Below are 23,486 nucleotides of genomic sequence, written 5' to 3' on the forward strand. Positions count from 1 at the left end.
CTCCTGTTGTGGCAGGCTGGCACGAAAAGCGAAACATTTTTCCCCAGCCTGCTTTGTAAATTTTACTTCTCGCTCTGCAGTCCTTTTTCCATCGCTTTCCACGACAGCGTCGCACATTTAATGCGGGCCGGGAATTTGGCGACACCCTGCAGCGCTTCAATATCATCAAGGTCTAAATCGTCCGGATAATCATTGCCAAGCATCATTTCGGAAAAAGCCTGTGACAGCTTCAGTGCGTCATCCATGTTTTTTCCTTTAATCGCCTGCGTCATCATCGAAGCGGAAGCCATAGAAATCGAACAGCCTTCACCGTCGAACTTCGCATCTGTGACAAGGCCGTCTTCCACCTTCATAGTTAAGTGAATGCGGTCGCCGCAGGTCGGGTTATTCATATCGACTGTCACGCTGCCATCTTCAATCGCGCCTTTATTGCGCGGGTTTTTATAATGGTCCATAATGACCTGACGGTACAGCTGGTCTAAATTATTAAAAGACATCTGAGAAATACTCCTTTGTTTTTAACAAACTGGCGGCAAGTCTGTCGATATCTTCTTCTGTGTTATACAAATAAAAGCTTGCACGTGCTGTAGCGGACACCTGGCACCATTTCATCAGTGTCTGGGCACAGTGATGTCCGGCACGAACAGCAATTCCATCTGCATCGAGCACCGTTGCCACATCATGAGGATGCACATCCTCCAAATTAAATGTTACCACACTTGCCCGATCTTTTCCTCTTTTCGGCCCGAAAACGGAAATGCCAGGAATCTCAGTCACTGTATCCATCGCATACGCAGCGAGCTTGTGTTCATGCTGTTCGATGGCGTCCATACCGATTTCCGTTAAAAAGTCGATTGCAGCGCCAAGCCCAACCGCTCCGGCGATAATCGGCGTGCCGCCTTCAAATTTCCAGGGAAGCTCTTTCCACGTTGAGTCATATAAATCAACAAAGTCAATCATTTCCCCGCCGAATTCAACCGGCTCCATGTCTTCAAGTAAATGCTGCTTTCCGTACAGAACGCCAATGCCGGTAGGCCCGCACATTTTATGACCTGAGAAAGCGAGAAAATCGCAATCAAGCTGCTGTACATCTACTTTCATATGAGGAGCCGCCTGTGCAGCATCGACTACCATTACGGCTCCGTTTTCATGGGCAATTTTCGTTATGTCGGCAATCGGATTGATGGTGCCTAGTACATTTGACACCATCATCACGGAAACAATTTTGGTGTTCGGTGTAACGGTTTTACGCACATCTTCCAACGAAAGAGTTCCGTCTTCCTGCAAAGGAACATATTTTAATGTGGCACCTGTTGCTTTGGCAAGCTGCTGCCACGGAATAATATTCGAGTGATGCTCCATCAGCGTAATAACAATTTCATCGCCTTCTTTTACATTTGCACGCCCATAGCTTTGCGCTACAAGATTCAGCGCGGTCGTTGTACCGCGGACAAATACAATTTCCTTTGTAGACGCTGCATTGATGAACTTGCGCACTTTGTCGCGCGCTCCTTCATATAAATCGGTTGCGCGGTTGCCCAGTGTGTGAACGCCGCGGTGCACGTTTGAGTTTGAAAGGCGGTAATAATCATTAAGTGCTTCAATCACCTGAACAGGTTTTTGGGAAGTTGCCGCACTGTCAAGGTAAACAAGCGGATGGCCGTTCACTTCCTGGTCGAGAATCGGAAAGTACTTTTTCAGTTCTTTCGCGTTCATTGGCGAACTTTCCTTTCAATAACCCCTGTTAATTGTTTTTTCACGTTTTCAATCGGCAGGTTGTTTACAACAGGCGCCAGGAATCCGTGGATAACGAGGCGTTCTGCTTCCTGCTTTGTGATTCCGCGGCTCATTAAGTAATAAAGCTGAAGCGGATCAACACGGCCGACAGAAGCTGCGTGGCCGGCTGTTACATCATCTTCGTCAATAAGAAGAATCGGATTCGCGTCGCCGCGCGCTTTTTCACTCAGCATAAGAACCCGGGATTCCTGCTCCGCATTTGATTTTGAAGCACCGTGTTCGATTTTGCCGATTCCATTAAAGATTGACTTTGCTTCGTCCTTCATAACGCCGTGTTTTAAAATGTAGCCTTCTGTGTGTTTGCCAAAATGAACCACTTTTGTTGTAAAGTTCATCGACTGCTTGCCGCGGCCGACAACCACCATTTTCGTATCTGCAAAAGAACCGTCGCCGATTAAGTTAGTGACGTTTTCAGAAACGGTGTTGCCATCGTTCATAATGCCAAGTGACCAGTCAATCCGCGCATTTGGCGAGGTAATGCCGCGGCGGTTTACGTATGTTGTCACGTTTTCGGCAAGCGTGTCAACCGCTCCGTATGACACCTGGGCATTATCCCCGGCGATCACTTCGGTCACGATATTCGCTACACCCTGCTCTGTTTTCACTGTAGAAATGTAGTTTTCCACATACGTAATTTTGCTGTTTGCGTCAGCCGCTACAACAACATGGTTAAACAGCGCTGCCTGTGCATCATCATGAATAAATACCGCTTGAATCGGCTCTGTAATTTCAACATTTTTCGGCACGTAAAGGAAAACGCCTCCGTTTACAAGTGCCGCATGAAGAGCCGTTAATTTATGCTCATCTGCTTTTACAACTTGCTGCATAAAGAATTTTTGAAATACTTCGCTGTGCTCTTTTGCGGCTGTCGCAAAATCAGTGAAAATGACGCCTGCTTCTTTTAATTCGTCTGATATATTTAAAATAGACGGTGTATTGTTACGCTGTACATATACGTTTTGTGTACTGCTTTCTTCACCAATTACTGCCTGCGCAGCTTCAGGAAGCTCAGAAAATGATTTAAATGGTGCACTTTGAACATGATGTGCTCCAAATTCCGTGAAGTTCCATTTATCGATCTTTGTTTTATCCGGTTTTGGCAGCGGCAGATCTTCCGCTTTGCTGAACGCATCCAGACGAGCGTTCAACAGCCATGCTGGTTCATTATTTGCAGCTGAAAATTCGCGGATCGCCGCTTCATCAACTGACCATTTTGTTTCCGTCATGTTTGTTCCTCCTCGATTACTGTACCGTTTCGTCTTCGATGCCAAGTTCCTGCTTGATCCAGTCGTAGCCTTCCGCTTCCAGGCGTTCCGCCAGTTCCGCACCGCCGGACTTGACGATTTTGCCCTGCATCATAACATGGACAAAGTCAGGCGTAATGTAATTCAATAGACGCTGGTAGTGAGTAATCATCAGGCAGCCGAAATCCTCACTGCGCATTTTGTTGATTCCTTTTGAAACGACCTTTAGGGCGTCGATATCAAGACCGGAGTCAATTTCATCCAAAATAGCAATTTTCGGTTCAATGGTCATCAATTGCAAGATTTCATTCCGTTTTTTCTCACCGCCCGAGAAACCTTCGTTTAAGTAACGCTGGGCCATATCCTGATCCATTTCAAGAAGGTCCATATTATTGTCCATCTGGCGGATAAATTTCATTAGTGAGATCTCATCGCCTTCTTCACGGCGGGAATTCACAGCTGAACGAAGGAATTCAGCGTTTGTTACTCCAGTAATTTCACTTGGATACTGCATAGCAAGGAAAAGACCGGCGCGTGCGCGTTCGTCTACTTCCATTTCAAGCACGTCTTCTCCGTCGAGTGTAATAGAACCTTGTGTAACTTCATATTTAGGGTGCCCCATAATAGCGGAAGAAAGAGTAGATTTACCTGTTCCGTTCGGTCCCATGATCGCATGGAACTCGCCGCCTTTAATTTCAAGGTTGACTCCTTTTAAAATTTCCTTCCCGTCAATAGAGACGTGGAGATCTTTAATTGTTAACGTAGATTGTGACATGTTTTACCCTCCGTATTCATCGGCTGAGACGGCCGATTGTGTCTATTCTCAGTTTATTCTCATTACAATCTTATAACAAATGAAATTTATATTCAACCGCGGAAACCGATTACATTAAGCATTCTCAAATAAAAGAGAAAAAACCGGCTTTTAAGCCGGTTTTTTCTTACTGTTTTTATTATAAATGGTTTGTAAAATTACGATTCATGTCAGCAACCATGCGCATTGACTGCTGGTGGTCCTTCTCACGCTGCTGCTCAACTTCCATTCTCACTTCATGCTTCTGGCTGTACTCTGCATAGCCGATGCCGTAATTAGCATGCATCGCTTTTTCCATACCTTCTGTGTGCTTCATATTCAGTGAGTTACTAATGGGGAATCAATCCTTTTCGTTTTTTTTTTTGGAAGACCTGTCTTCCGCTGTTTATGATAGCAGGATTCAGGCAGGACGTGCAAAAGCAGTATAGCTTCTTCAGGCCCTCTCACACCGGGTGAGCTCCAATCTACTCTTATATATAGCCGCTGCCTCAAAATATAAACCTTATTCTCCCGAATTCGCAATTGTCCGAAAAATACCCGGAAAGAAAAACGCCTGGTACAGGCCCAGGCGCTCTCTATGTTTATTCAGTTACCGGAACGACTGCTCCGTCCCATTCATTTGTAATAAAGTCTTGAACTTCTTGCGATTTCAGCACATCAACCAGTGCCTTGATTTTTTCGGAATCTTCATCGCCGGCACGTGTGACGATCAAGTTCGCATACGGTGAATCTGTGCTTTCAATGGCAATAGAATCTTCTGTCGGGCTGATGCCCGCGTCAATTGCATAGTTTGAATTGATGACGACTGCATCGCCTTCACCGTTATTATAGATTTGCGGAAGCAAAGCCGGCTCATAATCATAGTCAAACTTGATGTTTTTCGGATTTTCGCCAATATCATCAAGAGTAGCCTGCGTTTTTTCGACTCCCTCCTTGATTGTAATCAGCCCTTCTTTTTCCAAAATCATCAAAATACGGCCATGCTCGGCAACCGAGTTGCTTAAAATAATTGTTGCGCCGTCCGGAAGCTCATCAAGGCTTTTGTATTCTTTTGAGTAAACAGCCATTGGTTCAATGTGGATAGCTCCTGCGCTTTCAAAATCGTAGCCCTGCTCTTTTTCTTGAAGCTCAAGATACGGAAGGTGCTGGAAGTAGTTTGCGTCCAGATCCCCTTCTTCAAGCGCGGTATTTGGCAAAACATAATCCTGGAATGTTTCAATTTGCAAATCATATCCTTTTTCTTCCAATAGCGGTTTTGCTTCTTCCAAAATGACTGCGTGCGGTGTATTCGATGCACCGACCACAATTGTTTTATCCTCTTTTGACGAGCCTGAATCTGAATCAGCTCCTGTATCTGACGCTTCCTCTCCGCCGCCGCATGCTGCAAGAACAAGTACAATAGCGGCTGTTAAAAAGCCTAAAAGCCATTTTTTCATGCTGATAATCCTCCTTGAAGTTATATTTTTATTAACGTTTATCAAGCTTGCGGACAGCCGTATCGCCGATAAACTGGATAATAAACACAATAATGAGTATGACAATCGTCGCCATCACGGTAACATCGTTACGGCTGCGCTGGAACCCGTCTAAGAAAGCCAGGTTTCCAAGACCTCCAGCCCCGATAACACCGGCCATTGCCGTATAGCCGACAAGCGCAATAGCCGTAACCGTTAAGCCTGAAACAAGAGCCGGCATGGATTCCGGAATGAGCACTTTTCGGATAATCGTCCATGTAGAAGCTCCCATTGCCCGGGCCGCTTCAACAACGCCTTTATCAATTTCGCGGAGGGCAATTTCCACCATGCGCGCATAAAATGGCGCTGCTCCAATAATAAGCGCCGGCAAGGCTGCATTTTCACCGATAATGGTACCCATAATTGTTTTTGTAAATGGAATTAATAAAACAATTAAAATAATAAAAGGAATAGACCGGAACACGTTCACAATAATAGCTGTCACGCTGTATACCGCCCTATTTTGCCAGAGCTGGCCTTTGGATGTTAAAAACAGCAGAAGACCAAGGAGCATACCGATAATAAAGGTAATGACCACTGAAATACCTGTCATATAAAGTGTTTCATAGGTTGCTTCCCACATTTTCTCCCAGTCGACGTTCGGGAACCACTGCTCACTCATAGGTAATCACCTCCGAATCGACTTGCTGGGCATCTAAAAACGCTACGGCTCTGGCTACTTCAGCAGGATCACCTGTTATTTGCACAAATAGTGTCCCATACGCGCCGTTTTGCGTTTGCGAAATTTTCCCCTGGAGAATATTTACTCCCACTTGAAACGACCGAATCAATTCTGTCACAACCGGCTGTTCAGCTGATACACCAACAAAGGTCAATTTGACAATTTTCCCATCTGGATGTTCAGTCAGAAGATGCTGAATCGTTTCTTTTGACTCTTCCGGCTCGGTCACCTGCTGTACAAACCGCTTGGTAATCGGCTGCTCTGGACGGCGGAATACATCAAGAACCGGGCCAAGCTCCACAATCTGGCCGTTTTCCATTACCGCTACCCGATGGCAGATTTTCCGGATTACGTGCATTTCGTGCGTAATAAGGACAATCGTCAATCCGAGCCGCTCATTAATATCGACAAGCAGATCTAAAATAGAATCCGTTGTCTGCGGATCGAGGGCAGATGTCGCTTCATCGCAAAGCAGCACCTTTGGATTGTTTGCAAGCGCCCGGGCAATGCCGACACGCTGCTTCTGGCCGCCGGAAAGCTGTGAAGGATAAGAGTCACCCCGCCCTTCAAGGCCGACAAGCTCGATCAATTCCGCTACGCGCTTATCCCGTTCCGCTTTTGCTACACCGGCAATTTCAAGCGGAAATGCGATATTTTCACGTACTGTCCGCGACCATAACAAATTAAAATGCTGGAAGATCATGCCGATCTCCTGGCGCGCTTTCCGAAGTTCCGTCCCTTTAATGGTTGAGATTTTCCGTCCCGCAACGGTTACGGATCCTTCAGTTGGCGTTTCAAGCCCATTCAGCATGCGGATCAGTGTACTTTTTCCGGCGCCGCTGTAGCCGATCATGCCAAAAATTTCGCCTTCCTGCACGGAAAGATTTATATTGTCAACAGCCTTCACCGGGCCGTTTTTTGTTTGAAATACTTTTTTTGCCTGCTCAATAAAAATCACGGGATCACTTCCTTTCCACGAAAAAAGCCTGTCTGCCCATAGCGACAGAAAGGCTTTGCGTTCAAAATTCCTTTCTCTCATCTCCCGTAGCATACTGCTTCGTGTGATTTGGCACCTTTTCTTGAAAAGACGGTTGCCGGGCTTCATCGGGCACATTCCCTCTGCCGCTCTTGATAAGAGTTTCTTTATTTACGTACGAAATGGATTTTACCACCGCCATAACAGCCGTGTCAACATTTCAATGTTTAATCCTGACAAAACTCGATCGGCCTACAAAAACGACCGCATTTCTTCATATATATATGGAACTGACTGAAAAGCGTAAATTTTCTTTTTAAGCTTCCCTTTTTGAAGAAAAAGTAAACATGGGACACTTTCCACTTCAAATTGGCGGGACAGCTCTTCATGATAATTTAAATTGATTCGCTGAAGCGGAATATGTAAATCCGTTGCCTCAACTACATCCAGCATTTTTCCCGCTACCTGGCAAGTCCCGCACATTGGTGTATACAAGTAAAGGGCAGCTTTTGGCATTGCCATTAATTTTTCGATTGCTTGCGCTGTTTTCATTACCCCTGAATCCCTTCTTTTTGCAAAAACTCACCGCGCACATCGATATTGGCACTCATTAGAATTCCGGCTAAATGCCGATGCGGCGCTGATGCTACTTCTTTGTAGCCGCGGTCGATATAAAGGTGGCAGGCATGAGGAAGCTCGCGCTTAAACTGGCGGCGCAGCTTTTCGCCTGATGCATCCGCATCAACCAAAATGTAAACGTCGCGCTCAAACAATTCCTCGACTAGTTCATCAAGGCGCGATACGCCAATTGTTCCATTCGTACAAATGATGTCTACCGGCTCCTTGACAATTTCAGCCACCCGTTTCCGATCAGATGACCCTTCGACGATAATCGTTTTTTCTACCATCATCACCAATCACCCCGCTGCACGTTATGTCTTTTATGTTACGTGGTTATTATGAAAAGCGCAAGGCACAGCCTTCAAACAGCACAGTGGTTTAACACCTGGCAGGCCTGGCAGGCATCCTGCTTTCTTAAAAAAGGAAAAAAGACCGGCAAAAAGCCGGTCTCCTGTTTAATCTTCTTTTGTCATTTCTGCATATTGCTCCGCTGTCATCAAGTCATCAATTTGTGAAGCGTCAGAAGGCTCCACCACAATCATCCATGCTTTTTCATATGGAGATTCATTAACGAATTCAGGGCTGTCATCCAATTCTTCATTGATTTCCACAACAGTCCCACTGACCGGCGCATACAATTCAGAAACGGTTTTAACAGACTCAACACTGCCAAATGGCTCGTCTGCTGTTACAGTATCACCAACAGATGGAAGCTCGACGAATACAATGTCGCCAAGTTCTGCCTGAGCAAAATCAGTGATGCCGATACGTACTTTCCCGCCTTCTTGTTTTACCCATTCGTGTTCTTCAGAATAGCGAAGCTCTTTAGGCAAGTTCATGTGTATGTACCTCCAGATTGGAATAATTACACTTTACACTTTACTGATTATTGAAACAGAAAGCAAGAAAATCACTGCCACTTCTGGCTGTACTCTTCCTCTTTAAAGCCGACAGCAACTGTATTGTCCTGAATGGCAAGCGGCCGCTTGATCAGCATGCCGTCTGATGAAAGAAGCTCAAGCAATTCATCTTCTGAAGCTGTGGCCACTTTATCTTTCAACCCAAGCTCGCGGTATTTTTGCCCGCTTGTGTTAAAGAACTTTTTCAGCGGCAGGCCGCTTTTTTCATACGCTTCCTTCAACTCGGCCTTTGATGGCGGAGACTCGACAATATGGATGGGTTCATATGATATATTATGCTCATCCAGCCACTTTTTTGCATTGCGGCACGTCCCGCACTTTGGATACCAGTAAAACTTCATTTCTTATCACCTCATACACAAGCAGTTCGACACAACCCTTAAAAATCCTTTTTTAAATTGACGGCGGAATTTCTGCTTTATTCGCGAAAAAAACCGCCCATTTTAAGAGGACGGCATGCTGATAAAAAAAACACGTCGGCCTTAAGAACGTAACAATAGACCGGCAAACACCACTATTCTCTGAATGACAGAAGAGGCATAACGCTTTTCCTCCGCCGTTTCCGATTCATACAGCCATGCACAATGGGCTCCGGGCTGGCAGCTGCGCTTTCCTGCAGGGCGAACGCTGAACCAGCCCGTCCGCTCGTCCTGCGGGAGTTTTCGCCGCCAGCCCTCCGCCCGTCCATTTCAGAAAAAAACAGCTATAAATGAATAATCAGGCTGTCTTTCTTTTAAAAAGAGAAGGAAACAAATCCTGCTGTTTTCCTGCCTGGACTAAGCGCTGTTCTTCTGCGCTATTTTTAAAAGAATATACAACATCGCCTGTTCCACTTTTTATTAAATAATCCATTTATGAGTTTTCCGGACAGAAATCATCCAAAAACGAATGAAACGGCGCTCTTGATAAGCTTGTTTCTCAACATTGTGACGTACATCCTTCTTAAAGGAACGCACGGGTTTACACAACATATTTCAAGGATGTGTTCAACCGCTCGGCAGCTTCGCGTTTTTTGGCAATCACATTTGTCGGCGTATGGCGGCTGAGCTTGCGGAGCACGGACATCATCATACGCAAAGTATCGCCTGATTCAATCGCCACGAGTGTTTCTCTGGCATGCTGCTCCATTTCATTAAATGCTTCCTGGCAGAAAATTTGTGTATACAGCACTTTCTGCTTATGTTTTTCTTCACCCGCCGCATCAATCGCTTTTTGAGTTCGCAGCACAGCTGATTCCATTGCATACACGAGATTTACGAGGTCAGCAATGTTCGCCAGCACCTCCTGTTCTTCCTGAAGCGCTTTACCGTATTTCTGCACGGCAAGACCTGCGGCGAGGAGTGTAATTTTCTTTGCATTTTTCACCAGCATTTTCTCCTGTGCCAGCGCCGCATCCCCGGGTTCTTCCGGCATCAGTGTCATCAGCTCGTTCTGCAGCTCTTTTGCTTTCTCAAATAACGGCAGCTCGCCCTTTATCGCTTTTTTCACAAATGTACCCGGCACAAGCAGCCGGTTAATTTCATTGGTGCCTTCAAAAATCCGGTTAATTCGGGAGTCGCGGTACATGCGGGCGATTTCGTACTCTTCCATAAAACCATAGCCGCCGTGGATCTGAACTCCTTCATCAACCACATAATCAAGCACTTCCGAGCCGAAAAACTTGCCGAGCGAGCATTCAATAGCGTATTCGGCAATAGAGGCGGCAATGGCTTTGCCGTCTTTTTGTTCTTCTTCCGACAGGGCGCCCATCCGTTCTTCAAAGCAGCCGACTGTCCGGTAAATGGCGCTTTCCGCTGCATATAATTTGGAAGACATCGTGCCGAATTTTTCTTTAATCAAGTTAAAATTAGCGATGGATGTTTGAAACTGCTTGCGGTCCGCCGCATATTTGAGTGAAATATCCAGTGCCCGTTTGGCGCTGCCGACCGCGCCGACTCCAAGCTTATAACGGCCGATATTCAGTATATTGAATGCAATCACGTGGCCGCGCCCCGCTTCACCGAGCAGGTTTTCTGCCGGCACCTCCGCATCGGATAAAATAAGAGTGCGTGTAGAAGAGCTTTTAATGCCCATCTTTTCTTCTTCGGCACCAGTTGACACCCCTGGATAGCCTTTTTCCACGATAAATGCTGAAAACTGCTCACCATCAATCTTTGCATAAACAATAAATATATCCGCGAAAGCGGAATTGGTAATCCACTGTTTTTCTCCGTTTAAAATATAATGGGTTCCCGCATCATTCAGCCGGGCAGTTGTTTTGGCGCCAAGAGCATCCGAACCGGACCCCGGCTCCGTTAAAGCATAGGCTGCAAAACGTGTGCCGGCGGCAAGGTCCGGCAGGTACGCTTTTTTCTGTCCTTCATTGCCAAACAGGACAATGGGAAGTGAGCCAATCCCTACATGAGCTCCATGTGAAATTGAAAATCCCCCGGCGGCCGCCATTTTTTCTGCAATCAGTGCCGAGCTGATTTTATCAAGACTCAGCCCCCCGTACTCTTCCGGCACATCAGCCGCCAAAAGGCCAAGCTCACCCGCTTCCTGCAGCAGCCTGACGGAGCGGTCAAATTCATGCTTTTCAAGATAAGGCACTTCCGGCATCACACTGCCCATTACATACTCTTCGGTTGTTCTGGCAATCATTTTTTGTTCATCCGTAAAGTCTTCCGGTGTAAAAACAGCACCTGCCTCTACATCTTCAATTAAAAAGGAACCGCCTTTTGCTGCCATGATCATTTCCCCCTTGTATTCCGCCATATAGTGACGGGCATAGATTTTCCGCCCTGGCTCATCGGAAGAGCAGAAAGGACCGGCGGAAGATCCTGCTGCCTGCAAAGCCTTAACACGCCGCTGATGAAAGGTTCAAATCAGTTGATCAGCTCGAATACTCCGGCGGCTCCCATTCCGCCTCCAATGCACATGGTGACTACCCCAAATTGCTGGCCGCGGCGTTTTAATTCATGAAGAAGCGTCAAAGTCAGCTTCGTTCCCGTACAGCCAAGAGGATGGCCGAGCGCGATGGCGCCGCCGTTTACATTTACTTTCTCTTCATCGAGTCCCAGTTCCCTAATAACCTGGATTGCCTGAGAAGCAAATGCTTCATTCAATTCAAATAAATCAATATCCGCCAGTTCCAGCCCCGCGAGCTTAAGTGCTTTTGGCACAGCGGCGACCGGCCCGATTCCCATAATTTCCGGCGGTACCCCTGCCACCGCAAAGGAACGGAACCTGGCGAGCGGCTGCAGGCCAAGCGCTTCCGCCTGCTCCCGTTCCATTACGAGCACTGCTGCTGCTCCATCCGATGTCTGTGACGCATTTCCGGCAGTAACAGACCCTTCTGCCGAAAAAGCAGGCCGAAGCTTCGCCAGCCCTTCCATCGATGTTTCATGGCGCACTCCTTCATCCATTGAAAAGGTTATGTGTTCTTCCTGTATTTTAAAGTCATCACCCACTTGCCGGAATGTAACATCCACCGGCACAATTTCGTCCGTAAACTTTCCTTCTGAAATGGCGCGGGCTGCTTTTCTGTGGCTTTGAACGGCAAATGCATCCTGGTCCTCGCGTAAAATTCCATACTTTTTGGCTACTTCTTCTGCGGTATGGCCCATTGACATATAATAGCCCGGCATCTCCTCTGCAATTTTGACATTCGGCCGGGCAACATGGCCCATCATCGGCACCAGGCTCATCGATTCCACTCCGCCTGCGATCACAGTACTGGCATGGCCGAGCATAATCCGCTCCGCTGCACTGGCGATTGACTGAAGGCCTGAAGAGCAGTACCGGTTGATCGTAATGGCCGGCACGTCATGGGACAGCCCGGCAAGCGCGCCAATATTCCGCGCAACGTTTAACCCCTGTTCCGCTTCCGGCATCGCACAGCCAATAATGACATCGTCAATTTCTCCGTCGTAGCTTCCCGCCCGCCTGAGTGTTTCTTTGATAACGAGTGCACCAAGATCATCGGGGCGCGTATAACGAAGTGTCCCTTTTTTCGCCTTGCCGACCGGTGTCCGTGCCCCCGTGACAATAACCGCTTCTTTCATTTTTCTCTCCCCTTTAATTGCGAAGTGGTTTTCCTTTCATAAGCATATACTGCATACGCTGCTGTGTTTTCGGCATGGACGCAAGCTGCAGAAATGCTTCCCGCTCAAGCTCTAACAAATACTCTTCCTCAACCTCCGTTCCAAATGGCACATTTCCGCCGGCAATCACCCAGGCCAGCTTTTTAGCAATGGCCAGATCATGTTCGGAGATAAAACCCGAGGCGTGCATTGACTGTGCGCCTACAAGCAATGCCGCATAGCCGGTTTCTCCCGTGACCGGAATTTTTCTGCGGATTGGCGCCGTGTAGCCGGCTTCGGCTAAATAAAGAGCCGCCTGTTTCGCGTCATACAAAAGATGGTCTTCATTTACACTAATGCCGTCTGACTGGTATAAAAAGTGGCTGCCCCTGGCTTCCGCGGCGGAGGCTGATACCTTTGCCATCGCAATTGTCTCGAATACTTTATTGGCGACCGCCTGCAAATCATAATTCACGCCATCTGCCATTTGATTTAAATAGCGGATATAAAGCTCTTTGTTCCCGCCGCCGCCTGGAATAAGCCCAACGCCGGTTTCTACAAGGCCCATATACGTTTCATGGGCCGCCTGAATATGCGCTGCCGGCAGGCATACCTCGGTTCCGCCCCCAAGCGTCATTCCAAACGGCGCCGCCACCACGGGCTTTGAACTGTATTTGATTTTCATCATCGCCTGCTGAAACTGCTTGACGGTCATATCAATTTCCCACAGATCATCATCCTGCGCCGCCATTAAGATCATGGCTAAATTTGCACCGACGCAGAAGTTTTTGCCCCGGTTTCCAATCACAAGAGCTTTGTAGTTTTTTTCTACTTCGTCAATAGAAGCCGTAATCATTTGAATAATATCGAGTCCAATCGCATTGTTGGGCGATGCAAATTCAAGCAGGGCCACTCCGTCTCCCATATCGTGCAGCCGGGCACCGCTGTTTTCTTTAATGATGGAAGTGTGTTTATTCAGTTCAATCACTTTTTCCCTTTGGGGTAGCGGCTTATAAGATTCCGATAACCGGTCATAGCAGCGCCCATCCTGATAAAATGCGCCGTCCAGCTGCTTCACCCAGCCCGGCACCGCCCGTCCTTCCGCCTCCATTCTCTCAATTGATCGTTTCACTCCGATTTTATCCCATATTTCAAAAGGGCCTTCTTTCCAGCCAAAGCCCCACTTCATCGCCTGATCAATGGAAACAATATCATCGGCAATTTCACCGGCAAGCTCGGCTGAATAAAGGAGTACAGGCGCTATAATATTCCATAAAAACCGGCCTGCTTTATCATCTGCGTACAGAAGGGCCTGCCACCTGGCTGCACCTTTTTGCTGCTTTGCCGCCTCTATTGAAGCCGCTTTCATTTTTTTACGCTCTTCATATTCCATTGTTTTAAGATTTAACTCCAAAATGGTTTTTCCTTCTTTTTTGAAGAACCCCTGGCCTGCTTTTGCGCCGATCCAGCCCTTTTCCTTCATCTGCTTTAATTCCTCTGGAATACGGAAGACCTCCCGCTCCTCACCGGTTGTCTGGCCGTATACATTGCCGGCCACATGAATAAATGTATCAAGCCCTACCACATCGAGCGTTCGAAAAGTAGCGCTTTTCGGCCGGCCAATCAGCGGACCGGTAACAGAGTCTGCTTCTCCAGGCGACAAATTCATCTCTTTCATCACATGCATTGTTTTCAGCAGCCCGAACGTACCAACCCGGTTGGCAATAAAATTCGGCGTGTCTTTTGCCCGCACAACTCCTTTGCCGAGCACATTCTCCCCAAATGACTGCATATATGCCGTAACGGCCGGATCCGTTTCATTGGTCGGAATGATTTCCAGCAGCTTTAAATAGCGGGGCGGATTAAAAAAATGCGTTCCTAAAAAATGGCGCTTAAAATCCTCGCTTCTCCCTTCCTTCATGGCACAGATGGAAATACCGGATGTGTTGGATGACACAATACTGCTCTTTTTGCGATGAACATCAATAAGTTCAAAAATGGACTTTTTCACATCAAGCTGCTCAACAACTGCTTCAATGATCCAGTCTGCCTGCGCTAATTGATCCAGATCGTCTTCAAGGTTTCCAGGTGTAATAAGCGCCGCGTTTTGCTTGGCCGCAAGCGGTGCCGGCTTTTGCTTAAACAGCTTTTGAACAGCATTTTCAGAAAGGCGGCTGCGGTTTTCTTCCCCTTCTAAAACAATATCGAGCAAAATAGACGGGATGCCAATATTGGCCAGATGCGCTGCAATGCCGGAGCCCATCACTCCTGATCCAATAACGGCTGCTTTGCGAATAGGCTGAGCCACGTTCATGTCCCCCTCTTGAATGAATACTCATTCATTTACTATACTTTCAATATACCGCACCTTTTTTTAAATTTCAACTGTCACATGAATGAAATTATTGGGTAAACTAATGAAAAGTCGTGAAAGCGCCTGTTCTTCTGCCTGCTGGCCGGGGACAAGCGCTGGGAAAGGGTGTGTCGGCCATGCGGGAAAAAATTGTACAATTATTTACACTGATCATAGTTGTGAGCCTTGTTTATTTCTCTATTCGTTTTTATTCTAATCAATTATCAATAGTATTTACGTATTTGGCCGGTGCTATTTCCGTGCTGGTTGTCTTGAATTTGCTTCTATTTGACTCACGAGGGACCAATTCAAAAGTGGCCTGGAGCGCAGTCATTCTTGCATTCCCTCTTGCAGGAGCTTTTGTATACGCTGTATTCGGCCGCGATCCGCGAAGACGGCTGCTGCCAAAACAGGTCGTATCGGAAACGATTAAGTTTATTACGACCATGCGCCACCTTGGTAAAGAGTTCGATATCTCCGACCAGCTTTCAGAAGCAAAAAACATTCGGAATATGACCGGCTTTGAAGCAATCGGCGGAAACAAAGTGGATGTGTTAACCAATGGAGAAGAAACCTTTCCTGCTATATTGGAAGCCATCCGCCATGCCGAGCATCATATTCACATTCAATACTATATTTTCAGGGATGATGAAATTTCCACTCAAATCCGGGATGCGCTGATTGAACGGGCCAAAGCCAATGTGCACGTCCGCTTTTTAGTGGACGGTCTCGGCTGCTCCAGCCTCCCTGCATCGTTTTTAAAGCCGCTCCGTGAAGCAGGCGGCGAGGCGTATGCGTTTGATTCGATTGTTTCTCCCTGGCTGACACGCACAGCCAATTTGCGCAATCACCGAAAAATGGTTGTCGTTGATGGCCACACTGGCTTTACCGGGGGCTTGAATGTTGGAGAAGAGTATTTAAGCAATACACCGCACTTTAAAATCTGGCGCGATACGCATATCCGGGTAGAAGGACCGGCCGTCCGGCAGCTGCAGGAAGCATTTGTTACGGATTGGATTCATGCCACAGGGGCAAAAACGTCCCTGCTGGATGAACTAAAGGAACCGTTCCGCTTCGGTTTGTATTTTCCTTCCAGGGCACATGAAGCGGATCAGATGGTACAAACCGTTTACGGCGGTCCTTATAATGAAGAGCGTGATGTGCGGGATGCGATGCTCGAAATGATTCAGTCAGCGGAAAAGTCTATTTGGATTGCGTCGCCTTATTTTGTACCGGATGATGAAGCGCTCGCTGCCATCAGAGTCGCGGCCCGGAGCGGCAAAGATGTACGGGTAATCGTTCCCGGCAAAGGCGACCGGTCGATTTCTTTTTATGGAACCAATTCTTATTTCCAGGACCTGCTCAGCGCAGGCGTAAAAGTGTTTGCATACCGCAATGATTCATTTATCCATGCCAAAGTTTTATTAATCGACAATGTCCATGCCATTGTCGGCACTGCCAACTTTGACGTCCGCAGTTTTCGGCTTAACCACGAACTGATGACTTTTTTATACAACCGGACGCCTGCTGTTGAAAAAATAGAAATTGATTTTCTGCAGGATTTCGCCGAGTCGGTTCCAGTCAGCCGCGAGCGCTATGAACATCGTACTTTTCTAAAGCGCATAGGCGAGTCCCTTGCCCGGCTTCTGTCGCCGATCCTTTAAAAAAGCGGACACTTTCGCGAAGTGTCCGCTTTCATTCTGTTGAAAAAAATAGAGCCGTCAAGAAGATATGCTGTTTTTCAAGATAAAATCGTCTTCTCTTTATGGGCTAGAAATGAGCTATTTTCTTTTTAAAAGCAGGGTCAGGGGCTGCGGCATGCCGGTAGAAGCCGCAAAGCGATGAAGCGAGGTTCATCGGTGCCCCGTCTCATAGATACTGCCCGTATTGCTTGCGCATAAAAGAGATAAACAGGTATTCCAGCGGATCATTAGTTTTTTATACTCCCAAGCATGTCCTTCTGTTCAATTAAAATTCATAAATATATTCGGTTAAAATTTCTTTAAAAGCAACGAGTGACGCTGTTTCGACGTACTCATTTTTTCCGTGGTGGTTAGCGCCGCACGGGCCGAATTCAACCGCCGGAATGCCGCGGGCCGCATAAAAGCGGGTATCGGCTGTGCCGTGCTGGCCAAACAGCTGGACGCTGCGGCCGCTTACGCGCTCAGCTGCTTTTTGAAGCCGGACAATTAACGGATGATCCGGATTTGTCTGAACCGGCTCTCCTTCACTTAAAACCCGGACCGTCCCATTGACCACGGCTTTTATTTCATTGAGCAGCACCGCCGGGTTCTGCCCCGGCAAATAACGGATATCAAGATCCATAATGCAGCGGTCCGGCACCTGGTTAATCGCCTGTCCGGCCTGGATGCGGGCGAGATTAAGCGATGGATGCTCAAAATACGGAGTGCTTACACTAAAAATAGGCAGCGCTTCGATTTTTTTATATGTTTCCACTGCATTTAAAATGGCATTATCCCCAAGCCAGGGCCGGCTGCCGTGGGCGGAAACACCTTCAATTTCGATTTCCAGCTGCAATATGCCTTTTGCCTGGACCGCAATATCAAGGTTTGTTGTTTCTCCGCATATAACCACATCCCCCACTAACCCATGCTCGACTAAATATTTTGTTCCTTTTTGTCCGCCTTTTTCTTCATCCGGCACAAGAGCGAGCATTACTCTGCATGGGATTTCCTCCTGTGCAAGCTCCGCCATCACATGCATCATGACCGCAACTGAGCCAAGCATGTCAAAGCTGCCGCGTCCGTACAGCCTTCCTTCCGCTACATAAGGAATGAATTGATCCGGGCCAGCCGGGACTACATCCAAATGGCCATTTAAAATGACCGTCGGCCCTTCTGTTCCGATCAGGGCGACAACGCTTTTCAATCCTTCGTTATCAATGACTCTTGCATGAACGCCATTGGCCGCGAGCCATTCTGCACAATAGTCGGCGGCTGCGTTAATCCGGCCTTTTTCTACCGTCCGAAATTCAATTAACTTCCGTGTTAAAGACACAATTGCTTCTTTCATTGCTGCCAACCAACTCCTTTTGCGTATGTTATATTACTTCCTTTTGTCTACGCAAATAAACATACAGAACAAAGCTGAACAGCGCACACACGAGTGCACAGAAACCAATAAACGCATATCCTGCCTGCATGCCCCGCACAATTCCGGTTTCTGCTCCCGCCTGCTGTACCACCATTCGGCTGATGCCGGCAATAATGGCACCGATGATAAAATTGCCTGCCACTGTGCCAACTCCCATCAGCGTCACTACAAATGTGATAGCGATATCACTATTTTCCTTGTAGCGGCGGGCAATCATCGCCATGACAGTCGGGTAGACAGGCGCAATTCCAATTCCGGCTGCTGCAAGCAAAATCGCACCGGACTCGCCAATTAAGAGTGCGATGAATGTCAAAGCAGCAGATAAACCGCCAAAGATAATGAGTGACATGGTAAAACCAATCCGGTCTGTCACCGGTCCTAGAAACAGCCGTGAAAACGTAAAAAACAAAAAGAAAACAGACAGCATTTGAGACGCATCTGCATTGCTCCAGCCATATGCTTTTTCCAAAAAGTTAACAAGCCAGCCGCCGACCGACATTTCTGATATAACACCGAATGACAAAATAAGAACAATCAGCCAGATAACCGGATCACGCATAAGTGTCCGGAGCGGCAGCCGGTTTTCAGCCTGATGATCGTACGCCGGAAAACGGCTTGCGAGGGCTGGAATCATCGGGACAAGCGAAAGCAGCATGATAATTAAATACATGCCGCGCCAGTCCAGCAGAATCCCACCAACTGACAAATTCATCAAGCCTGACGCCAGCATGGGGGCCGCAATCGAGCTGAGCCCATAGAAAAAGTGAGCCAGATTCATCATCATGCCAGTGTTTTTCACAAAAAGGCGCGCACTTAAAATCGCCAGCACAATTTCGAGCATGCCGTTGCCAACATACATAAAAAAATACGCTCCGGCAAGGCCGCTGTATGTAGTAGATAAATAAATAAACACGCCTGACAGTGCCATAAACCCAAATGAGGCGGCACTCATTATTTTGATGCCAAATTTTCTTGTTAAATATGCTGTAAATGTACAGGCAAGCAAATAAGCAATGGAATTAAACGAAAGCAAGGTGCCGATTTGAAACGCGTCCAGCTCAAAATCCGCTTGAATGCGCGGCATGGCCGGCCCTTTTACATTTTCTGAAAATCCAAAAATAAGAAAGCCGACGAACACTGTCGCCAGCATAAAAAAGTAATTCCATTTCATGTTTTTATCCCCTTAAAAGATCAGTACGTATCCGACACTCATTATTCCAGCGATTAAACCGGCCATGGTAAGCAGCAGTTCAAGCTCGGGTCTCATTCGCTTCCCGGTCCCGTTCCTGCGGCCGGCTGGCGTGCTGTTATCTTGTTGATTATTTCGCAGCTCGTCCGCTTCCCTTTTTAAATAATCCTCCGGCGGCGTTTCATGTAAAAGCATATCGATGAGTGATCGTTTCATTGACTCCTCTTCTTTCCGCTTTTTTCTTATTATACCAAAAAATCCACAGTGATTTCACTGTGGATGAGCTACTTCGATATGCGCCTTTACGGTATCCTCTTCGCCAGGCTGCAATATCCGGAGGCCGGTCACCTCATCTGGCAGGTCAAGGTTAAAAGCATTGGTAATAGCGGTATACGGCTCCGGACAAAGAAAGCCTTCACGTCCGCTTCCGTTGTAAACGACCCAGTGCTTAAATGCCGAATCGGTCCGGTATGCAACTGTACAGCCCGTTTCCTGATTGTGCAGCACTGCTTCATTTCCCTGCCCGGCAGCGGCAAACGCGTCATCCAGCGGGGTGCCCTGCAGATTTTTTTGCTTCACCGGCTCAACGGGCACCTGCTCGCCTGTCGGAATCGCTTCCTCACTTAATGTCCACTGGCTTTCTGCTGTTAAAGAAAAGTGAGACACCTTTTCATCAAATTGAAAAGCAGTGTGATAGCCTAATCCCCATGGGAAAGCATGGCTGCCATTGTTTTTTACAACGGCCTTCTGGCGTAAAACCGTTCCTTCAAGTTCGTATGTTAGATGAATAGATGCATCTTTATAAATGGCCGGCTCCTGGAGCTGAATGGCTGTTTCAATGGCAACGATCCCGTTTTCCTCTTTTTGGCTGACGACCTCCCATGGCTGGTTGTATACAAAACCATGGATATGGTGTTTGCCTATTTCATTAATTGGGAATTGGTGCGTTTCGCCGTTAAAGGTAAAGGCTCCCCCTTCAATCCGGTTCGGCGGAAACAGGACCGGAATACCATGCAGAATCGGGCTTTCCTTGAGAGCCGCGAAAGAATCCGGCCTAACAAGCAGCTCCTGGCCTGTTTTCAGGTCCATCAGTGAAATTACATTGCTGCCGAAGCCGGGAATAAGCAGGATTTCCAGCTCGCCATTCGATGCCCGAATCGCTTCTTTCCCGTCAAATAACACTCGTTTTATCATGTTAAAACCCCTTTACACGCGAAATGACTGCAGCTGCTGGTTTATCGACTTTGTTTGATCATACACTGTTTGATAAATCGAAAACAGCTCTTTATATCGCTTTGCCCGTTCTTTATCAGGTGAAAACCTCTCGCCTTCTTTAATGAAAAGGGAGGCACATTGTTCAAGAGATTCAAACATGCCGCTTCCGGCCGCTGCAATCATCGCGGCTCCCATCGCCGGACCCTGCTCGTTCTGCAGCTTGACCACTTCTGTATTGAAAATATCCGCCTGCATTTGCAGCCAGACGTCATTTTTCGCTCCACCGCCGATTGAGATCACGGTATCAACACGTTTTCCTTCATTCCGGAACAGCTCAATAGATTCGTTTAACGAAAAAGTAATCCCTTCCATAACAGCGCGCGCAAAATGGGACCGCGTATGGCTGCCATCAATGCCAATGAAGCTCGCCCGAATAACAGAATCAGCATGAGGTGTCCGCTCCCCTACTAAATACGGCGTGTATAGCAGTCCGCCCGATCCTGCCGGAATACTGCCAACCTCTTCAAGCATCTCTTCAAATGTTTCCTTTTCCGCGAAGGTTTCTTTGAACCACTGCAGGCTGTGCCCCGCGGAAAGCGTAACTCCCATCGTGTAGAACGCGTTTTCCTTGCCATGATTAAAAAAGTGAACCTTCCCTGCAAAATCGCGGGTTGAATCTTCCTCATGCGCCAAAATAACCCCGGATGTCCCGATGCTGCACATCGTTTTTCCTGATGTTAAAATCCCAGCTCCAATCGCTCCGCATGCATTATCCGCACCGCCCGCAAAAACCGGTGTTTCCGCTCTCAGGCCGGTTTGTTCCGCAATTTCCGGCAGAAGCGTTCCTGTTTGTGCCGTTGACTCGACAAGCGGCGGACAAAGAGAAAGCGGAATTTCAAACGCTTCACAAATGGCTTCGCTCCATTTTTTCTCTGCCACGTCGAGCAGCAGTGTCCCCGCCGCATCCGAATAATCCATATGTGCCTGTCCGGTCATTTTTAAGCGGACATAATCTTTTGGGAGTAAAAAGAGGGCCGCTTTTTGAAAAAGCTCCGGCTCATTTTGCTGTACCCAGCGGATTTTCGGCAGTGTAAAGCCTTCCAGCACACGGTTTCTTGTAATAGAAAGCATTTGCTCTCCAAGCGCAGCTGTCATTTCCTCGCACTGCTGCGTGGTCCGGGTATCATTCCACAAAATCGCTCTCCGGAGCACTTCCTGCTGCTCGTCTACAAGAACAAGCCCGTGCATCTGCCCCGAATAGCTGATGCCGGTAACATTTTCTGCGGGCACCCCGGCCTCGCTCATCATTTCTTTCAGCGCTTCAATGGTTCCCTGTACCCAGTCGTCCGGATTTTGCTCACTCCAGCCTGCCCGTTCATGAAACAGCGGATAGCTTTTGGACGCTTCTGCACAAATAGTGCCTGACTCATCTACTAAAATCGTTTTAACTGCACTTGTACCCAGATCAATTCCGATTACGTACTTCATTTTTTCCTCTCCTTTGAAAAAGGGACCGGCCTCTCCCTCCTGGGTGATTTGCCGGTCCGCTTTTTTTTTCCTTAGTTTAGTTTCCGATTAAGTACTGGTTCAAGACAGCTTTCAGTGCTTCCTGGCGGCCTGAACGGTTTTGAATCTTGCTGTTTTCAAGGGCATATTTTTCAAGTGAACGGAAATCAGCACGCCCTTCCACAATATCAAGGCCGATGCCTGACGCATAGCTGCTGTAACGGTCTGCAATGGCATTTTCAAATACTTTATCTTCAATTAACCGTTGAGCTGTTTTCAAGCCGACAGCAAATGCATCCATTCCCGCGATGTGTGACAGGAATAAATCGTCCGCTTCAAAGGAAGCGCGGCGTACTTTCGCATCGAAGTTTAAGCCGCCTCTGCCAAGCCCGCCGTTTTGCAGAATTTCATACATAGCAAGTGTTGTTGAATAAAGGTCAGTTGGGAATTCATCTGTATCCCAGCCAAGAAGCGGATCACCCTGGTTGGCGTCAACCGAACCAAGCATGCCGTTAATGCGTGCCGTGCGCAGTTCATGTTCAAACGTGTGTCCGGCAAGCGTCGCATGGTTTGCTTCCAGGTTCAATTTAAAATGGCTGTCAAGTCCATACTGGCGCAGGAAGGACAGTGTTGTTGCCGCATCTGTATCGTACTGGTGAGTCGTCGGCTCTTTCGGCTTCGGCTCAATTAAAAACTGTCCATCGTAGCCGATCTCTTTTGCGTAATCAACAGCCATTTGCAGGAAGCGTGCCAGGTTATCAAGCTCAAGCTTCAGGTCTGTATTTAACAGCGTATCGTAGCCTTCTCGTCCGCCCCAGAATACATAGTTTTCTGAACCAAGCAGCTTGGCTGTTTCCAATCCTTTTTTCACCTGTGCAGCTGCGTAAGCGAATACATCCGCATTGCTGCTTGTCGCTGCCCCGTGAACAAAGCGCGGATTTGTAAACATGTTCGCCGTATTCCAAAGCAGTTTTACATTGCTTGTTTTCATATAATCCTGGATCATCGAGATAATAACATCCAGATTTTCGTTTGTTTCTTTTAAAGTACTGCCTTCAGGCGCGATATCTCTGTCATGGAAAGCAAAGAACGGTGCACCAAGTTTTTCATACAGTTCAAATGAAGCTTCAACCCGAGCTTTTGCCAGATCCATCTCTGAATATTTGTTCCATGGGCGCTGCATTGTGCCGGCGCCAAATGGATCACTGCCGTCTGCTGTGAATGTGTGCCAGTAGGCAATTGAAAAGCGAAGCTGTTCTTCCATCGTTTTGCCGCCAACTACTTCTTCTGGATTGTAGTGTTTAAATGCGAATGGGTTTTTAGAAGCTGCACCTTCAAATTGGATCTTGTTGACGCTTTCAAAATATGTCATTGTTTTTCCCCCTAATGTTTGTTGTTTGAATAAACTAACTTAATGCAAATAATACAGAATTCGTTTTCATTTTTCAAGTGTTTCGTTATAATAAACTTAAACTTTATT

At 47.3% G+C, this 23,486-nt stretch carries 22 protein-coding genes and 1 riboswitch; of the genes, 1 reads left to right on the forward strand and 21 read right to left on the reverse strand.

What is annotated here, in order from left to right:
- Positions 1-62 precede the first annotated feature (62 nt).
- From sufU to VP98_RS12075, 15 genes are all read right to left on the reverse strand, one after another.
- Positions 63-497, reverse strand: a complete 435-nt coding sequence (gene sufU, locus VP98_RS12010; RefSeq protein ID WP_046175635.1) for a Fe-S cluster assembly sulfur transfer protein SufU — start codon at positions 495-497, stop codon at positions 63-65.
- The gene (locus tag VP98_RS12015) at positions 487-1,716 is read right to left on the reverse strand and encodes a cysteine desulfurase (RefSeq protein ID WP_046175636.1); all 1,230 of its coding nucleotides are present in this window, start codon (positions 1,714-1,716) and stop codon (positions 487-489) included. The genes sufU and VP98_RS12015 overlap by 11 nt, the downstream gene beginning before the upstream one ends.
- Positions 1,713-3,023, reverse strand: coding sequence for a Fe-S cluster assembly protein SufD (sufD, locus tag VP98_RS12020; protein WP_046175637.1), 1,311 nt, complete (start codon positions 3,021-3,023; stop codon positions 1,713-1,715). Before sufD ends, VP98_RS12015 begins: the two co-directional genes overlap by 4 nt.
- Before the next feature lie 16 nt (positions 3,024-3,039).
- Positions 3,040-3,816 carry a Fe-S cluster assembly ATPase SufC gene (gene sufC / locus VP98_RS12025; protein WP_046175638.1) on the reverse strand — a complete coding sequence of 259 codons (777 nt, stop codon included), beginning with the start codon at positions 3,814-3,816 and terminating at the stop codon, positions 3,040-3,042.
- A 178-nt stretch (positions 3,817-3,994) separates the two neighbouring features.
- A complete protein-coding gene (locus tag VP98_RS19115) occupies positions 3,995-4,153 on the reverse strand; it encodes a hypothetical protein (RefSeq protein WP_197076593.1) in 159 nt (52 codons plus the stop codon).
- Positions 4,154-4,436: 283 nt separating this feature from the next.
- Positions 4,437-5,291: a MetQ/NlpA family ABC transporter substrate-binding protein gene (locus VP98_RS12030; RefSeq protein ID WP_046175639.1), complete on the reverse strand. Its 855-nt coding sequence runs from the start codon at positions 5,289-5,291 to the stop codon at positions 4,437-4,439.
- 31 nt (positions 5,292-5,322) lie between these two features.
- Complete coding sequence (locus VP98_RS12035) at positions 5,323-5,991, reverse strand: methionine ABC transporter permease (RefSeq protein WP_046175640.1); 669 nt, start codon at positions 5,989-5,991, stop codon at positions 5,323-5,325.
- Entirely contained in the window at positions 5,984-7,009 is a 1,026-nt protein-coding gene (locus tag VP98_RS12040) for a methionine ABC transporter ATP-binding protein (RefSeq protein ID WP_046175641.1), read from the reverse strand. The genes VP98_RS12035 and VP98_RS12040 overlap by 8 nt, the downstream gene beginning before the upstream one ends.
- Before the next feature lie 74 nt (positions 7,010-7,083).
- Positions 7,084-7,189: riboswitch (SAM riboswitch) on the reverse strand.
- A 90-nt stretch (positions 7,190-7,279) separates the two neighbouring features.
- Positions 7,280-7,579 carry a thioredoxin family protein gene (locus tag VP98_RS12045; protein WP_046175642.1) on the reverse strand — a complete coding sequence of 100 codons (300 nt, stop codon included), beginning with the start codon at positions 7,577-7,579 and terminating at the stop codon, positions 7,280-7,282.
- Positions 7,579-7,938, reverse strand: coding sequence for a toprim domain-containing protein (locus VP98_RS12050; RefSeq protein WP_046175643.1), 360 nt, complete (start codon positions 7,936-7,938; stop codon positions 7,579-7,581). The genes VP98_RS12045 and VP98_RS12050 overlap by 1 nt, the downstream gene beginning before the upstream one ends.
- A gap of 165 nt (positions 7,939-8,103) precedes the next feature.
- A complete protein-coding gene (gene gcvH / locus VP98_RS12055; RefSeq protein WP_046175644.1) occupies positions 8,104-8,487 on the reverse strand; it encodes a glycine cleavage system protein GcvH in 384 nt (127 codons plus the stop codon).
- 71 nt (positions 8,488-8,558) lie between these two features.
- The gene (locus VP98_RS12060; protein ID WP_046175645.1) at positions 8,559-8,909 is read right to left on the reverse strand and encodes an arsenate reductase family protein; all 351 of its coding nucleotides are present in this window, start codon (positions 8,907-8,909) and stop codon (positions 8,559-8,561) included.
- 619 nt (positions 8,910-9,528) lie between these two features.
- Positions 9,529-11,301 carry an acyl-CoA dehydrogenase family protein gene (locus VP98_RS12065; RefSeq protein ID WP_456236254.1) on the reverse strand — a complete coding sequence of 591 codons (1,773 nt, stop codon included), beginning with the start codon at positions 11,299-11,301 and terminating at the stop codon, positions 9,529-9,531.
- Positions 11,302-11,432: 131 nt separating this feature from the next.
- Complete coding sequence (locus tag VP98_RS12070) at positions 11,433-12,611, reverse strand: acetyl-CoA C-acetyltransferase (RefSeq protein ID WP_046175646.1); 1,179 nt, start codon at positions 12,609-12,611, stop codon at positions 11,433-11,435.
- Positions 12,612-12,624: 13 nt separating this feature from the next.
- Positions 12,625-14,937 carry a 3-hydroxyacyl-CoA dehydrogenase/enoyl-CoA hydratase family protein gene (locus VP98_RS12075; RefSeq protein ID WP_156151385.1) on the reverse strand — a complete coding sequence of 771 codons (2,313 nt, stop codon included), beginning with the start codon at positions 14,935-14,937 and terminating at the stop codon, positions 12,625-12,627.
- A gap of 182 nt (positions 14,938-15,119) precedes the next feature.
- Between VP98_RS12075 and cls the strand changes: the two genes are divergently transcribed.
- On the forward strand, positions 15,120-16,646 hold the full coding sequence (gene cls, locus VP98_RS12080) for a cardiolipin synthase (RefSeq protein WP_046175685.1): 1,527 nt from the start codon (positions 15,120-15,122) through the stop codon (positions 16,644-16,646).
- 304 nt (positions 16,647-16,950) lie between these two features.
- Here cls and VP98_RS12085 read toward each other — a convergent pair whose 3' ends face one another.
- From VP98_RS12085 to xylA, 6 genes are all read right to left on the reverse strand, one after another.
- Complete coding sequence (locus VP98_RS12085; RefSeq protein WP_046175648.1) at positions 16,951-18,015, reverse strand: M20 family metallopeptidase; 1,065 nt, start codon at positions 18,013-18,015, stop codon at positions 16,951-16,953.
- A gap of 28 nt (positions 18,016-18,043) precedes the next feature.
- Positions 18,044-19,267, reverse strand: a complete 1,224-nt coding sequence (locus VP98_RS12090) for an MFS transporter (protein ID WP_046175649.1) — start codon at positions 19,265-19,267, stop codon at positions 18,044-18,046.
- A gap of 12 nt (positions 19,268-19,279) precedes the next feature.
- Positions 19,280-19,501: a hypothetical protein gene (locus VP98_RS12095; RefSeq protein ID WP_046175650.1), complete on the reverse strand. Its 222-nt coding sequence runs from the start codon at positions 19,499-19,501 to the stop codon at positions 19,280-19,282.
- A gap of 54 nt (positions 19,502-19,555) precedes the next feature.
- Positions 19,556-20,479 carry an aldose 1-epimerase gene (locus VP98_RS12100; RefSeq protein ID WP_046175651.1) on the reverse strand — a complete coding sequence of 308 codons (924 nt, stop codon included), beginning with the start codon at positions 20,477-20,479 and terminating at the stop codon, positions 19,556-19,558.
- Positions 20,480-20,491: 12 nt separating this feature from the next.
- Positions 20,492-21,988 (reverse strand): xylulokinase, encoded by a 1,497-nt coding sequence (gene xylB / locus VP98_RS12105; protein WP_046175652.1) that lies wholly within the window; start codon positions 21,986-21,988, stop codon positions 20,492-20,494.
- Between the two features lie 76 nt (positions 21,989-22,064).
- A complete protein-coding gene (gene xylA / locus VP98_RS12110; RefSeq protein WP_046175653.1) occupies positions 22,065-23,378 on the reverse strand; it encodes a xylose isomerase in 1,314 nt (437 codons plus the stop codon).
- Between the last annotated feature and the right edge of the window lie 108 nt (positions 23,379-23,486).

Origin of the sequence: Domibacillus indicus, assembly GCF_000970685.1 — a bacterium.
GTDB lineage: Bacteria > Bacillota > Bacilli > Bacillales > Domibacillaceae > Domibacillus > Domibacillus indicus.